Raw genomic sequence first — 14,219 nt, forward strand, 5'->3', positions numbered from 1 at the left:
ATTCGCTTACATTGCATGACACACGGAATTTCTGACTATGCGCATCCCTCGCATTTACCACCCTGAACTGATTACCGCAGGCCGCGAAATCGCCCTGTCCGACGAAGCCGCCAACCATGTTGGCCGCGTGCTGCGCATGGGCGCAGGCCAGGCTGTCCAGCTTTTCGACGGCTCAAATCAGGTTTTCGACGCTGAAATCACCCGTGCTGATAAGAAAAGCGTGCATGTAAATGTGCTGCGTGGCGAAGTGGATGACCGTGAATCGCCGCTGCATATTCATTTAGGCCAGGTGATGTCGCGCGGTGAAAAGATGGAATTCACCATCCAGAAATCGATCGAACTGGGTGTAAGCCTCATTACGCCACTTTTTTCTGAGCGCTGTGGCGTTAAACTGGATGCGGAACGTCTGAACAAAAAGATCCAGCAGTGGCAGAAAATCGCCATTGCTGCCTGTGAACAGAGCGGCCGCAACCGCATCCCGGAGATCCGCCCGGCGATGGATCTGGAAAACTGGTGTGCCGAACAGGACAGCGGGCTTAAGCTCAACCTCCACCCGCGCGCCAGCGCCAGTATTAATACGTTGCCGCTGCCCGTTGAACGTGTTCGCCTGTTGATTGGCCCGGAAGGCGGCCTGTCTGCTGACGAAATTGCTATGACGGCGCGTTACGAGTTTACTGATATTCTGTTGGGACCTCGCGTTCTGCGCACTGAGACAACGGCACTCACTGCCATTACCGCGCTGCAAGTGCGGTTTGGCGATCTGGGTTGAAGCATTATTGGAGAGGAACATGATCAAGCTCGGCATCGTGATGGATCCCATCGCAAACATTAACATCAAGAAAGATTCCAGCTTCGCTATGCTGCTGGAAGCGCAGCGTCGCGGCTATGAACTCCACTACATGGAGATGAACGATCTCTACCTGATCAACGGTGAAGCCCGCGCACGCACCCGTATTGTTAACGTCGAGCAGAACTACGATAAATGGTACGAATTCGGCACCGAGCAGGATATCCAGCTTGCCGATCTCGATGTGATCCTGATGCGTAAAGATCCGCCGTTCGACACCGAATTTATCTACTGCACCTATATCCTTGAGCGCGCAGAAGAAAAAGGCACGCTGATCGTGAATAAACCGCAGAGCCTGCGCGACTGTAACGAGAAGCTCTACACCGCCTGGTTCTCAGATCTGACGCCGGAAACGCTGGTAACCCGCAATAAAGCACAGCTGAAAGCCTTCTGGCAGAAGCACGGCGATATCATCATGAAACCGCTGGACGGTATGGGCGGCGCATCGATTTTCCGCGTGAAAGAGAGCGACCCGAACATTGGCGTGATTGCCGAAACGCTGACCGAACTGGGTACCCGTTACTGCATGGCGCAAAACTATCTGCCTGCCATCGTCGATGGCGACAAGCGCGTTCTGGTGGTGGATGGCGAACCGGTTCCTTACTGCCTGGCGCGTATCCCGCAGGGCGGCGAAACCCGTGGTAACCTGGCGGCAGGTGGCCGTGGCGAACCGCGTCCGTTGACCGAAAGCGACTGGGAAATTGCCCGCCGCGTTGGCCCAACGCTTAAAGCCAAAGGCCTGATCTTCGTTGGCCTGGATATCATCGGCGACCGCCTGACCGAAGTGAACGTCACCAGCCCAACCTGCATTCGTGAAATCGAGGCCGAATTCCCAATCTCGATCACCGGAATGCTGATGGACGCTATTGAAAAACGTTTACAGAAATAACCTGTGACAGCGCCTGAGTTTGTCCCCATACTGGGCGCTGTCGCTTTTTAAACCAGGAAACAGAACCTCTGACAATGAATTTACAGCATCACTTTCTTATTGCCATGCCTGCTCTCCAGGATCCTATTTTCCGCCGTTCCGTCGTTTATATCTGTGAATACAATGAAGACGGTGCGATGGGTATCATCATTAATAAGCCTCTGGAAAACCTGCAAATTGAAGGCATTCTGGAAAAGCTAAAAATCACCACTGAAGAACGTCTGCCTGAAATTCGTCTTGATAAACCGGTGATGTTAGGTGGGCCGCTTGCTGAAGATCGCGGTTTTATCCTGCATACGCCGCCGGGTTTCTCTTCCAGCATTCGTATCTCGGATAACACCGTGATCACGACTTCGCGCGACGTGCTTGAAACGCTGGGCACCGCCGAACAGCCTTCGGAAGTGCTGGTTGCGCTGGGCTATGCGTCCTGGGAAAAAGGCCAGCTTGAGCAGGAGATCCTGGATAACGCGTGGCTGACTGCGCCTGCGGATCTGAACATCCTGTTTAAGACCCCTATTGCCGATCGCTGGCGCGATGCAGCTAAACTCATTGGCATTGATATTCTGACCATGCCGGGCGTAGCGGGGCACGCATAATGAGCGGGACGCTTTTAGCTTTTGATTTTGGCACCCGAAGTATTGGCGTTGCCGTCGGCCAGCGTATTACCGGCACGGCGCGCCCACTGACGGCGTTAAAAGCGAACGATGGCACGCCAGACTGGACGCTTATCGAACGCCTGCTCAAAGAGTGGCAACCGGATGACGTTATCGTTGGGCTACCGCTGAATATGGATGGCACCGAACAACCGCTCACCGCGCGTGCGCGTAAGTTCGCCAACAAAATCCATGGCCGCTTTGGTGTCTCAGTGAAGCTGCACGACGAGCGCCTTAGCACTGTCGAAGCCCGTGCTGGCCTGTTCGAGCATGGCGGTTTCAGGGCGCTCAACAAGGGTAGCGTGGACTCTGCTTCTGCTGTGGTGATCCTCGAAAGCTATTTCGAGCAGGGTTACTGAGCCTCTTCTGAATTGCCCGTAAAATCGGGCATTTCCAGCAGTTTAGCGTTGAGTTCCTGTAGCGCCTGAAGGCGCGCTTCCACCACATCATTCCCGACATTCCACATTCCGGCAAATGCCAGCGCAGCATGATGAACACCAACCGGAATAGCCATCGATACTTCCCCATCATCGTGATGCCAGATAACGTGGCCGGTTTTACGCTGCAGCTCAACGTGGGGCGCCAGGTTGCGCCACTGCTCGTCGGTGAAGCGTAATTTCAGCTGTTCGTCGCTCTCTTCTGCCAGTAATGCCATGCCAATGACGGACTGCCAGGCCGGGAGCATCCGATAACCGGCCAGCGCCTGTGTCGTTTGGCTGCCTGGCACCGAGTGCCAGATGTAGATAATCTGATCCTCCCACAGCACCCCGAGCGCGACGACAATATCGCGCGGAGCGTAACGCTCCAGTATTGGCAACGCGCGGGAAAAAAGCGCTGAACCACGAATGGACTGCGCCGCAAGGGCATGGATACCTGGCCCCGGCAGATAGCGGCGGTGTTCGTCCTGCATCGTCAGGCCAATCGAGGCCATTGTCATCAGCAGGCGGTTAGCGCGAGTGGTGTTAATTCCCATCAGACGCGCCAGCTCGCGACACCCAATCGCACGATCGCTGGACACCAGGTATTGCAGACAGCGTATACCGTCAATCAGGCTTTGATTTGGTTGTGATGACATGGTTTCGTTTGCTCAAAAGATAGAGACTCGATTCTACCGCTCGCACGCAAGGATACAAGGTCAACCCGGCGCAACCGCCGACCTTTCGTGAAGCCGCCCTTGCGCTCTGCGTTCGGCAAAGCTTTGGTCAAAATTCTGCATCCCCGCCTGTTGCCCGGTCTGGATAATACCAGGCAATTGCCAGGTTTTGCCCTCACGGATAAGGTTTGCCGACGCTGAAGTATTCACCAGCAGTTCGTACAGTGCCACGCGCCCTCCCTGAACATCCCGAAAGAGCTTTTGCGCCAGTACCGCGCGAAGACTACCCGCCAGTTGATTGCGCACCGGATCTTTTTCCTGTGCCGGAAAGGTATCGACCAGGCGCTCTATTGCCTGCGCAGCACCACGTGTATGCAGCGTTGCCAGCACCAGATGGCCGGTTTCCGCTGCCGTAAGGGCCAGCCTGATCGTTTCGCTATCGCGAAGCTCCCCCAACAAAATCACATCAGGATCTTCACGTAATGCGGCGCGAAGCGCCTCTGCAAATGAAGGACAGTGTTGGCCTATCTCCCGCTGATGGATAAGACAGCGATCGCTTTGATATATAAACTCAACCGGGTCTTCCAGCGTCAGAATGTGTTTATCGTAGTGGCGGTTAAGATGATCCACCATTGCCGCAAGCGTGGTGGATTTGCCACTTCCGGTTGCCCCTGTCACCAGAATCAGACCACTGTCGTTGTCCAGCAGTACCGGGAGCACACGTGGCGCACCCAGCGCCGAAAGCTGCGGGCAGCTCGCCGGCAAGAGTCTGAGCGTGAGTGAGGCCCCGTTAATGTGGCGGAATGCACTGCCGCGTAAACGCTGCTGGCTGGTGAGCGTCACTGCAAAATCCACCTGCCCATTTGCCCACCAGGTTCCCTGTTGTTCGTCGTTAAGCCACGTTTTTAATAGCTGCGTAATATCCGGCGGCGGGAATGGCGCAGGTTCAAGCGTACCTGCCCTGCGCCAGCGTGGCGGTGAATCACTACACAGGTGTAGATCCGACACATTATGCTTTACACTAAGGGCCACAATTTCTTCCATTACCACACGACTCTCCTCGGAAAATGAACGACATTGCGCATAACCTGGCACAGGTCCGGGACAAAATCTCAGCCGCAGCAACGCGTTGCGGCCGTGCTCCAGAAGAAGTTACGTTACTTGCAGTGAGCAAAACCAAGCCTGCGAGCGCCATCGCAGAAGCGATTGCCGCTGGCCATCGTGCGTTTGGTGAAAACTACGTGCAGGAGGGCGTGGACAAAATTCGTTATTTCCAGGAACGGGGAAATAGCGACCTGCAATGGCACTTTATTGGCCCGTTGCAGTCGAACAAAAGCCGTCTGGTCGCAGAGCACTTTGACTGGTGTCATACCCTTGATCGCCTGCGTATTGCGACCCGTCTCAGCGAGCAACGTCCGGCCGGACTCGCGCCACTTAACGTGCTGATTCAAATCAATATCAGTGACGAGAACAGCAAGTCGGGCATCGCGCTAAACGAGCTGGATACGCTGGCGGCAGAGGTGGCCGCGCTTCCGGGGTTAACCCTGCGCGGATTGATGGCCATCCCGGCGCCTGAGTCAAGTTACGAAAGGCAGTTTGCCGTGGCACAGCAAATGGCTGTAGCATTTGAGGCGCTTAAAGCGCGCTACTCTACGGTCGACACGCTTTCTCTGGGCATGTCGGACGATATGGAAGCCGCAATTGCGGCAGGCAGCACTATGGTGCGCATTGGCACAGCTATTTTCGGTGCGCGCGATTACCCCCAAAAATAAGGAAACCTGAGGAACGCCATGAAGACGTTGACTTTCCTGCTCTCAACGGTGATTGAACTGTATACGATGGCGCTATTACTGCGCGTCTGGATGCAGTGGGCGCGTTGTGATTTTTACAATCCCTTCTCGCAGTTTGTTGTGAAAATCACGCAACCTGTGGTGGGGCCACTGCGCCGTGTGATCCCGGCAATGGGGCCAATTGACAGCGCCTCTTTACTGGTCGCTTTTGTACTCAGCGTCATTAAGGCCATCGTGCTGTTTATGGTGGTGACGTTCCAGCCAATTATCTGGATCGCCGCCGTTCTGATTCTGGTCAAAACCATCGGGTTGTTGATTTTCTGGGTGCTGCTGGTGATGGCAATCATGAGCTGGGTAAGCCAGGGCCGTAGTCCGGTGGAATATGCCCTGATTCAGCTTGCCGAGCCGCTGCTGCGCCCAATCCGCAGTCTGTTGCCTTCGATGGGCGGCATCGACTTTTCACCGATGATTCTGGTGTTGTTGTTGTACGTCATCAACATGGGCATCACCGAGCTGCTACAGGCTACGGGCAACATGCTGCTGCCGGGGCTGTGGATGGCGTTATGAGTGCAGTAAGCACCTGCGCCGATGGGCTGGTTTTACGGTTGTATATTCAACCTAAAGCCAGCCGCGATAGTATTGTTGGACTGCATGGCGACGAATTAAAAGTCGCCATCACCGCCCCACCCGTTGATGGCCAGGCGAATGCGCATCTGACCAAATATCTGGCTAAACAGTTTCGCGTCGCCAAAAGTCAGGTCATCATTGAAAAGGGTGAACTTGGGCGTCATAAACAGGTAAAAATCCTCGACCCGAAATCCATCCCGACGGAAGTCGCGGCTCTGAAAGAACAGGAATAAACGATGCAGAAAGTTGTTCTCGCTACCGGTAACGCCGGTAAGGTGCGCGAGCTGGCCTCGCTGTTGAATGATTTTGGTCTGGATGTCGTCGCACAGACTGAACTGGGCGTAGAGTCCGCCGAAGAGACGGGCCTGACGTTTATTGAAAACGCGATCCTGAAGGCGCGCCACGCGGCACAGGTTACTGGCCTGCCCGCGATTGCCGATGACTCTGGTCTGGCTGTTGATTATCTGGGTGGTGCGCCAGGCATCTATTCCGCGCGTTATTCAGGCGTTGATGCTACTGACCAGCAGAATCTGGAAAAACTGCTTGTTGCGCTGCAAGATGTTCCTGACGAAAAGCGTCAGGCGCAGTTCCACTGCGTGCTGGTCTATCTGCGTCATGCAGAAGACCCAACACCCGTTGTCTGCCACGGCAGTTGGCCGGGCGTGATTACCCGTGAAGCGGCAGGCAACGGCGGTTTTGGCTATGATCCGATTTTCTTTGTCCCGACTGAGGGCAAAACCGCTGCGGAACTGACCCGCGAAGAGAAAAGCGCGATTTCCCACCGTGGACGCGCACTGAAACTGTTACTGGAAGCATTACGTAATGGCTAATTTGCCACCTCTGAGTCTTTATATTCATATCCCGTGGTGCGTACAGAAATGCCCGTACTGCGATTTCAACTCGCACGCGCTGAAAGGCGAAGTGCCGCACGATGACTACGTTGCGCATCTGCTGGCTGACCTGGATGCCGATGTACCTTACGCACAGGGACGTGAAGTTAAGACCATTTTTATTGGTGGCGGTACGCCGAGCCTGCTGTCAGGCCCGGCAATGCAAACGCTGCTGGATGGCGTGAGAGCGCGCCTCAATCTGGCGGCGGATGCTGAAATTACGATGGAAGCCAACCCCGGAACCGTTGAAGCTGACCGTTTTATCGAGTATCAGCGCGCGGGGGTGAACCGTATTTCCATCGGCGTGCAGAGTTTTAGCGAGCCAAAATTAAAACGTCTGGGACGTATTCACGGCCCGGAAGAGGCAAAACGTGCGGCAAACCTGGCGACGGGTCTTGGCCTGCGCAGTTTTAACCTCGATTTGATGCACGGCCTGCCGGATCAGTCCCTGGAAGAGGCGCTGGACGACTTGCGCCAGGCAATTGCGCTGAACCCGCCGCATCTCTCCTGGTATCAGTTGACCATTGAACCGAACACGCTGTTTGGCTCCCGCCCACCGGTACTGCCGGATGATGACGCGCTGTGGGACATCTTTGAGCAGGGGCATCAGTTGCTGACCGCCGCAGGCTATCAGCAGTACGAAACCTCCGCGTATGCGAAGCCAGGCTACCAGTGTCAGCACAACCTGAACTACTGGCGCTTTGGTGATTATCTGGGTATTGGCTGCGGCGCACACGGTAAAGTGACCTTCCCGGACGGACGCATTCTGCGTACCGCCAAGACGCGTCATCCGCGCGGGTTTATGGAAGGGCGTTACCTGGAGCGCAGTCATGATGTTGAGGTTGCTGATAAACCGTTCGAGTTCTTTATGAACCGCTTCCGCCTGCTGGAAGCCGCCCCACGTGCGGAGTTTACGCTGTACACCGGCTTGCCGGAGTCGGTGATACGCCCACAGATTGACGAAGCGCTGGCGCAGAAGTATCTCACCGAGTGCGATGATTTCTGGCAGATTACCGAACACGGAAAACTGTTCTTAAATTCCCTTCTGGAGCTGTTCCTCGCCGAAGAATCTGAAAGCTGATTCAGGATTTTGCATCCCGTTCTGCCAGCTAAGAGAAAGGCTGGCAGAGTGTGGGGATGGACAAATCAAAACAACTCCGCAAACAAATGACGCCCGAAGAATTACGCCTCTGGTATTTGCTCAGAGGACGGCGATTCTTTGGGTATAAGTTTCGCCGCCAGATGCCGGTTGGTACGTATATCGTCGATTTTGCTTGTTTTAAGGCGAAACTGATCGTTGAGCTGGATGGAGGGCAACATCAGGATGAAGCGGCGTATGACTTACGAAGAACTGCGTTCTTAAACGCAAACGGCTGGGAAGTTTTGCGGTTCTGGAATAATGAATTTATGGTGAACGAAGAAGAAGTCTTGATGGTTATTTTGCAAAAATTGCAGAGCCTGATGCCCTCACCCTAACCCTCTCCCACAGGGAGAGGGAACGCTTACCCCCTCTCCCTGTGGGTGTACGTTCCGGGGACATGGTAGACAGGTGTTCGGGGACATGGTGAACACTTTTTAACATCCTTTACCCATGGTGATCGACTTTTTCTTCAGGTCGATCACCCCCACTTTCGTGCTGTACCACCACACCTCGTAGCTGCCGTCTTCCTGCATCTCCTTCAGCCCGACCCGTTCTCCCCTGAACGCCTTGCCTGCGCTCAGACTTACCCCTTTCACGCTCAGCTTTCCGCTGATATCCACTTTCCTGACCATCACGCCCTCGTCGTATTCCGGGGGCGTGGTGTTGCCGCTGTACTGCCGCTCTGACGGCTTATACCGCGACCCCGGTACCGCCATATCCAGCGCCTCATGCGGGCGTTCAAGGTTATAGACTGTCCGCCAGTGGTCGAAGGCGCGCTGCAGTTCGCCCCCGCTCGCGAACCACTTCCCCTGCAGCACTTCTGCCTTCAGGCTCCGGTGAAAACGCTCCAGCTTACCCTGCGTCTGCGGATGATACGGCCGGGAGTGCCCCACCCGGATACCCAGACGCATCAGCCACAGCTCCAGCGCCGTCCAGGTGCCGGTGGTGTCTCCCCACGGAGAACCGTTGTCCATCGTCATCCGGTCCGGCAGGCCGTAGCGCTCAAACACGCTGACCAGCTGCTGCTGCACGGTCTCGCGCCGTTCATCGGTACAGTGCGCCAGGCACAGGGAAAATCGGGAGTGGTCGTCCAGCAGGGTGAGCGGATGGCAGCGGCCGCCTCCAAAGGGAAAGTGGCCCTTAAAATCCATCTGCCAGAGGCGGTTCGGCGCGTCATGTTCGAACCGTCCCGTGGCGGGAATGCCCGGTGAAGTGCCCGGCAGCAGACCGTGACGGGCCATGAGGTTATGGACGGTGCTGAAGGCGGGCATGGTGTGCCCCTGGTCTTCCAGCCAGCGCTTTATCTTGCGTGCGCCCCAGCGTTCATGGCGGTCATGCGCTATACGCAGCAGGGCAGTGATGTCGTCAGATGAGCGGTTCGGGGAATGGTGCGGTATGCGCGGGCGGTCCTGAAGGCCGGAGGCCCCTTCCTCCGCCCAGCGGCGAAGCCACTTATAGCCGGTGGCAGGTGAAATGCCGAAGCGACGGCAGAGGGAACGGATGTTCGCCCCGTCCTGCGAGGCGAACAAAACAAACTCGGTACGTAATGACATGGTATCTCTCGCATCCCAGGACATAAGCGACTCCATAAACGGGTTCTTATGCCTTAGTTGTAAGTGTCTACCATGTCCCCGAACAAGTGTTCACTATGTCCCCGGACCGTACAGTGGGAGAGGGCCGGGGTGAGGGGCACAGCGCGCAGAAATCTTACTTCAGCGTCCCCACCAGCGCCTTACGGCTGTCTTCCAGCGATACCACGCGCTTACACACGTCTTTACCGAACTGCTGGAAATCATCTTCCTGATTCTTCCATTCGTTCTGAATCGAGGTCTGTAGGCCGCCCAGACTACCTAAAACGCCCTGCAATGGGTTTCCGCCGCCTTTTAGCACAGCTTTGGCACCCATTTCGTTGATGCTGTCCTGCAAGATACCGCCCATCGCCTGATTCACCAGTTGCTGCCCATCGGCACGGACCTGGTCAATCGCTTTATAGTGGAACGTCAGGCCATCGGTACGATGCTCAATAATGCGGTTCATCTGCTCTTTTAGCTGTTTGTCCAGCTTGGTCAGGCGAGTACGCATATTGCTGCTCTCACCCACCTCTTTGGTGATGATTTTATCCAGTGCGACACGGCTCTTTTCAACGCGTGTCAGCGCACCTTCATCAATCCACGGCAGCGCGGTACGCAAATCTGCCTGATAATCTTTTGCCTGCTCGCGCTGCGCGGCGCTCAGATTGTACTGTTTGCCGTTAAACGTTACGTTGCCATCTGGTGTAATCACCAGATTGCCGTTTTCGCCTTTAACCTGCACGGTTTGCGGGCTTAATACCACATCGTCGCGCGGCGTCACGCCACATTTATACTCCGCATGGGCGGTGAATCCGGTTGCCATTAATGCAACAGCCAGCAACGTTTTGCGCATCATAAAAACTCCCTCAGACAAAATGGGCCAGCTAATGCTGGCCCCTTGATGCTTACTTAGTCCCACCAAATATCGAAAAGTTCGCTGATACGCACGTCTTCAAATTTGCGGTCTTCAAGCCATTTACGTACTGCTGCCTGATGTTCTTCAGTGCATTTACCCACTTCTTGCAGGCAAATCAGGCCTTCCCATGACAGGTAACCACTGCCGTCAAACGCCAGCTTGTTGGGTTCAATCACGTCGCTAATGAAGGCATCAACGTCCTGATCAATTTGCTCTACGCTTGTACCTTCCGGGAAACGCCATGCGATAGAGAAACCCACTTCCTGGAATTCCTCGATGTGCATTTTTTTACGCAGACGACGGCTACGGTTCTTTGCCATTATTTTACCCTCTCGAACATTAAGTCCCATACACCGTGACCAAGACGATGGCCACGCTGTTCAAATTTCGTCACCGGACGTGAATCCGGGCGCGGTACATAGTCGTTGCTCTCAGACTGGTTTTTATACCCGTCCAGAGACGACATCACTTCCAGCATATGTTCCGCATAAGGTTCCCAGTCGGTCGCCATGTGGAAGACGCCGCCCAGTTTAAGTTTGCTTTTTACAAGCTCAGCAAACTGCGCCTGAACGATACGGCGTTTATTATGACGTGCTTTGTGCCACGGGTCAGGGAAAAAGAGCTGAACCATGTTCAAAGAATTGTCAGGAATCATTTTGTGCAGCACTTCTACCGCGTCGTGACACATCACGCGCAGGTTTTCTACGCCCTCTTCATGGGCGGTGGCCAGACATGCACCCACACCCGGCGAGTGAACTTCAATACCGAGGAAACTCTGCTCCGGGCGCGCTTTGGCCATGGTCACAAGCGACGTACCCATGCCAAAACCAATCTCAAGCGTAACCGGTGTTTCACGGCCAAACAGTTCGGCGAAATCAACAGGCTGTTCACTGAACTCAACGCCCATCACCGGCCAGTAGTTATCCAGCGCATGTTGCTGCCCTTTGGTCAGGCGGCCCTGACGGCGGACAAAGCTGCGAATACGGCGCAGTGGGCGGCCGTTTTCATCAAATTCCGGTGAAATGACGTCGTTTTTCATAAAAGAGTTGTCTGCTTGTGAGAATGTTCGTGAAACGGGCATTATCCAAAGTTAAGGCTTCTATGCAAGCATGGGAAAGATCCGGTTTACAGCAGATTGACGCTGTGCTGCAATCTGCGTCCCTGATTATGTGAATCGATAACCATGCAAGCCTCTCAATTTTCAGCCCAGGTGCTGGACTGGTACGACAAATACGGGCGTAAAACCCTGCCCTGGCAAATTGAAAAAACGCCTTACAAAGTATGGCTCTCCGAAGTGATGTTGCAACAAACGCAGGTCGCCACGGTTATTCCTTATTTTGAGCGTTTTATGGCACGCTTCCCTACGGTGACCGACCTGGCGAATGCCCCGCTGGACGAGGTACTGCACCTGTGGACGGGGCTTGGCTATTACGCCCGTGCGCGTAATCTGCACAAAGCAGCACAGCAGGTTGCCACTCGCCATCATGGCAAATTCCCTGAAACCTTTGAAGAGGTTGCTGATTTACCTGGCGTTGGGCGCTCAACCGCAGGCGCGATCCTCTCTTTGTCATTAGGTAAACATTTCCCAATCCTCGACGGCAACGTCAAACGCGTGCTCGCACGTTCTTACGCGGTGGGCGGCTGGCCTGGCAAGAAAGACGTTGAGAAACGTCTGTGGGAAATCAGTGAAGTGGTCACGCCCGCTAAAGGTGTGGAACGTTTTAATCAGGCGATGATGGATCTGGGTGCGATGGTATGTACCCGTTCCCGACCTAAGTGCGAACTCTGTCCGGTGAATAATATTTGCGTGGCCTATGCCAACAACAGCTGGGCGCAGTACCCGGGCAAAAAACCGAAACAGACGCTTCCAGAGCGCACTGGCTACATGTTGCTGATGCAGCAGGGCGATGATGTATTTCTCGCCCAGCGCCCGCCAAGCGGCCTGTGGGGTGGTCTATACTGCTTCCCACAATTTGAAGATGAAGCATCGCTGCGGGAATGGCTTAAGCAGCGCGGGATTGCTGCCGATAACCTCATGCAACAGACCGCGTTTCGCCACACCTTCAGCCATTTCCATCTGGATATTGTGCCAATGTGGCTTCCCGTGTCCTCATTTGCCTCGTGCATGGATGAAGGTCCGGCTCTCTGGTATAACTTAGCGCAACCGCCATCAGTCGGGCTCGCGGCTCCCGTAGAGCGTCTGTTACAGCAATTACGTGCCGGTGCAATGGTTTAGCATCGGCTAGATAAAGAGGAATGAGTATGGCCAGAACCATTTTTTGCACTTTTTTACAGCGCGACGCTGAAGGACAAGACTTTCAGCTCTATCCAGGTGAAATAGGAAAGCGCATCTATAACGAAATCTCCAAAGAAGCCTGGGGACAGTGGCAGAAAAAGCAAACCATGCTGATTAACGAGAAAAAACTCAGCATGATGAACCCGGAACACCGCAAGCTGCTGGAACAAGAAATGGTGAACTTCCTGTTCGAAGGTAAAGACGTGCACATCGAAGGCTATACGCCACCGGAAAAATAATATTCTGCGGGCTGGTACCCGGCGGCGCTTCGCTTACCCGGGCCTACGGTTTCGTAGGCCGGGTAAGCGCAGCGCCAACCGGCGAAAGCAACGACTAAGCAAACACAACACGCACTCCCGGAATGATGAAAAAAATTTTAGCGCTAGCTCTTATTGCGCCGTTGCTTGTGTCTTGTTCGTCTAAAAAAGGCGATGATTACAACGAAGCCTGGGTAAAGGACACCAACGGTTTTGACATTTTGATGGGGCAATTTGCCCATAACATCGAAAACATTTGGGGATTTAACGAAGTTCTTATCGCTGGCCCTAAGGACTACGTTAAGTACACCGACGCTTATCAGACCCGTAGCCACATCAATTTTGATGACGGTACGATCACGGTCGAGACTATCGCAGGCACCGAACCTGCCGCGCACCTGCGCCAGGCCATCATCAAAACTCTGCTGATGGGCGACGATCCGGGCTCTATTGACCTCTACTCCGATGCTGACGACATTACTATCTCCAAAGAACCGTTCCTGTACGGTCAGGTTGTCGATCAGACCGGTCAGGCGATTCGCTGGGAAGGCCGCGCCACGAAATTCGCCGACTACCTGTTGCAAACGCGTCTGAAGAGCCGGACTAACGGGCTGCGTATTATTTACAGCGTGACCATCAATCTGGTGCCAAACCACCTTGATAAACGTGCACATAAATACGTGGGCATGGTGCGTCAGGCGTCGCGGAAATACGGTGTGGATGAGTCATTGATTCTCGCGATTATGCAGACCGAGTCTTCCTTTAACCCTTACGCCGTAAGCCGTTCTGATGCGTTGGGCCTGATGCAGGTTGTCCAGCACAGCGCCGGGAAAGACGTTTTCCGCTCGCAGGGGAAATCGGGGACGCCAAGTCGTAACTACCTGTTCGATCCGCAAAGCAACATTGATACCGGCACGGCTTATCTGGCGATGCTGAGCAATGTCTATCTTGGCGGAATTGATAACCCAACCTCACGTCGCTATGCGGTCATCACCGCGTATAACGGAGGTGCAGGCAGCGTACTGCGCGTCTTCTCAAATGACAAAGTGCAGGCCGCGAACATCATCAACAGCATGGCGCCGGGAGATGTCTATTCGACGCTGACCTCCCGCCACCCGTCTGCGGAATCCCGTCGTTATCTGTATAAGGTCAATACGGCGCAGAAGAACTACCGTCGCCGTTAGTCCCCTCACCCTGCCCTCTCCCCCTG

19 protein-coding genes are annotated in these 14,219 nt (G+C 54.7%); 13 read left to right on the forward strand and 6 right to left on the reverse strand.

Features of this window, described 5'->3' with window-relative positions; translation table 11 throughout:
- The first annotated feature begins 37 nt into the window (after positions 1-37).
- From rsmE to ruvX, 4 genes are all read left to right on the forward strand, one after another.
- Complete coding sequence (gene rsmE, locus HV107_RS05510; protein ID WP_182062369.1) at positions 38-769, forward strand: 16S rRNA (uracil(1498)-N(3))-methyltransferase; 732 nt, start codon at positions 38-40, stop codon at positions 767-769.
- Positions 770-788: 19 nt separating this feature from the next.
- Positions 789-1,736, forward strand: coding sequence for a glutathione synthase (gene gshB / locus HV107_RS05515; protein WP_182062370.1), 948 nt, complete (start codon positions 789-791; stop codon positions 1,734-1,736).
- A 74-nt stretch (positions 1,737-1,810) separates the two neighbouring features.
- On the forward strand, positions 1,811-2,371 hold the full coding sequence (locus tag HV107_RS05520) for a YqgE/AlgH family protein (protein ID WP_182062371.1): 561 nt from the start codon (positions 1,811-1,813) through the stop codon (positions 2,369-2,371).
- A complete protein-coding gene (gene ruvX / locus HV107_RS05525) occupies positions 2,371-2,787 on the forward strand; it encodes a Holliday junction resolvase RuvX (protein WP_014071696.1) in 417 nt (138 codons plus the stop codon). Before HV107_RS05520 ends, ruvX begins: the two co-directional genes overlap by 1 nt.
- On the opposite strand, the gene HV107_RS05530 is transcribed toward ruvX, so the two are convergent.
- Positions 2,781-3,503, reverse strand: coding sequence for an IclR family transcriptional regulator (locus HV107_RS05530; protein WP_182062372.1), 723 nt, complete (start codon positions 3,501-3,503; stop codon positions 2,781-2,783). The two genes, ruvX and HV107_RS05530, sit on opposite strands and share 7 nt — an antisense overlap.
- A 60-nt stretch (positions 3,504-3,563) precedes the next feature.
- Positions 3,564-4,571 (reverse strand): type IV pilus twitching motility protein PilT, encoded by a 1,008-nt coding sequence (locus HV107_RS05535; protein WP_182062373.1) that lies wholly within the window; start codon positions 4,569-4,571, stop codon positions 3,564-3,566.
- A gap of 17 nt (positions 4,572-4,588) precedes the next feature.
- On the opposite strand from HV107_RS05535, the gene HV107_RS05540 reads away from it, so the two are divergent.
- The 6 genes from HV107_RS05540 to HV107_RS05565 are packed head-to-tail and all read left to right on the forward strand — an operon-like array spanning position 4,589 to position 8,304.
- On the forward strand, positions 4,589-5,293 hold the full coding sequence (locus HV107_RS05540) for a YggS family pyridoxal phosphate-dependent enzyme (protein WP_182062374.1): 705 nt from the start codon (positions 4,589-4,591) through the stop codon (positions 5,291-5,293).
- Positions 5,294-5,311: 18 nt separating this feature from the next.
- Positions 5,312-5,878 (forward strand): YggT family protein, encoded by a 567-nt coding sequence (locus HV107_RS05545; protein WP_182062375.1) that lies wholly within the window; start codon positions 5,312-5,314, stop codon positions 5,876-5,878.
- Positions 5,875-6,171 carry a DUF167 family protein YggU gene (yggU, locus tag HV107_RS05550; protein WP_182062376.1) on the forward strand — a complete coding sequence of 99 codons (297 nt, stop codon included), beginning with the start codon at positions 5,875-5,877 and terminating at the stop codon, positions 6,169-6,171. Before HV107_RS05545 ends, yggU begins: the two co-directional genes overlap by 4 nt.
- Positions 6,172-6,174: 3 nt before the next feature.
- A complete protein-coding gene (locus HV107_RS05555; RefSeq protein ID WP_182062377.1) occupies positions 6,175-6,768 on the forward strand; it encodes an XTP/dITP diphosphatase in 594 nt (197 codons plus the stop codon).
- Entirely contained in the window at positions 6,761-7,909 is a 1,149-nt protein-coding gene (gene hemW / locus HV107_RS05560; protein ID WP_182062378.1) for a radical SAM family heme chaperone HemW, read from the forward strand. The genes HV107_RS05555 and hemW overlap by 8 nt, the downstream gene beginning before the upstream one ends.
- Before the next feature lie 56 nt (positions 7,910-7,965).
- Positions 7,966-8,304 (forward strand): endonuclease domain-containing protein, encoded by a 339-nt coding sequence (locus HV107_RS05565; RefSeq protein ID WP_182062379.1) that lies wholly within the window; start codon positions 7,966-7,968, stop codon positions 8,302-8,304.
- Between the two features lie 99 nt (positions 8,305-8,403).
- On the opposite strand, the gene HV107_RS05570 is transcribed toward HV107_RS05565, so the two are convergent.
- From HV107_RS05570 to trmB, 4 genes are all read right to left on the reverse strand, one after another.
- The gene (locus HV107_RS05570; protein ID WP_182059390.1) at positions 8,404-9,558 is read right to left on the reverse strand and encodes an IS481 family transposase; all 1,155 of its coding nucleotides are present in this window, start codon (positions 9,556-9,558) and stop codon (positions 8,404-8,406) included.
- A 118-nt stretch (positions 9,559-9,676) separates the two neighbouring features.
- Complete coding sequence (locus HV107_RS05575; protein ID WP_014071705.1) at positions 9,677-10,396, reverse strand: DUF2884 domain-containing protein; 720 nt, start codon at positions 10,394-10,396, stop codon at positions 9,677-9,679.
- A 53-nt stretch (positions 10,397-10,449) separates the two neighbouring features.
- Complete coding sequence (locus HV107_RS05580; protein WP_182062380.1) at positions 10,450-10,776, reverse strand: YggL family protein; 327 nt, start codon at positions 10,774-10,776, stop codon at positions 10,450-10,452.
- Positions 10,776-11,495: a tRNA (guanosine(46)-N7)-methyltransferase TrmB gene (gene trmB / locus HV107_RS05585; RefSeq protein ID WP_182062381.1), complete on the reverse strand. Its 720-nt coding sequence runs from the start codon at positions 11,493-11,495 to the stop codon at positions 10,776-10,778. Before trmB ends, HV107_RS05580 begins: the two co-directional genes overlap by 1 nt.
- Positions 11,496-11,639: 144 nt before the next feature.
- On the opposite strand from trmB, the gene mutY reads away from it, so the two are divergent.
- The 3 genes from mutY (at position 11,640) to mltC (ending at position 14,193) form a co-directional block, all read left to right on the forward strand.
- The gene (mutY, locus tag HV107_RS05590) at positions 11,640-12,692 is read left to right on the forward strand and encodes an A/G-specific adenine glycosylase (RefSeq protein ID WP_182062382.1); all 1,053 of its coding nucleotides are present in this window, start codon (positions 11,640-11,642) and stop codon (positions 12,690-12,692) included.
- 26 nt (positions 12,693-12,718) lie between these two features.
- The gene (locus tag HV107_RS05595) at positions 12,719-12,991 is read left to right on the forward strand and encodes an oxidative damage protection protein (RefSeq protein WP_182062383.1); all 273 of its coding nucleotides are present in this window, start codon (positions 12,719-12,721) and stop codon (positions 12,989-12,991) included.
- A 125-nt stretch (positions 12,992-13,116) separates the two neighbouring features.
- Positions 13,117-14,193, forward strand: a complete 1,077-nt coding sequence (gene mltC, locus HV107_RS05600; RefSeq protein ID WP_182063463.1) for a membrane-bound lytic murein transglycosylase MltC — start codon at positions 13,117-13,119, stop codon at positions 14,191-14,193.
- Positions 14,194-14,219 lie beyond the last annotated feature (26 nt).

Origin of the sequence: Enterobacter sp. RHBSTW-00175 (genome assembly GCF_013927005.1) — a bacterium.
Taxonomy (GTDB): Bacteria; Pseudomonadota; Gammaproteobacteria; order Enterobacterales; family Enterobacteriaceae; genus Enterobacter.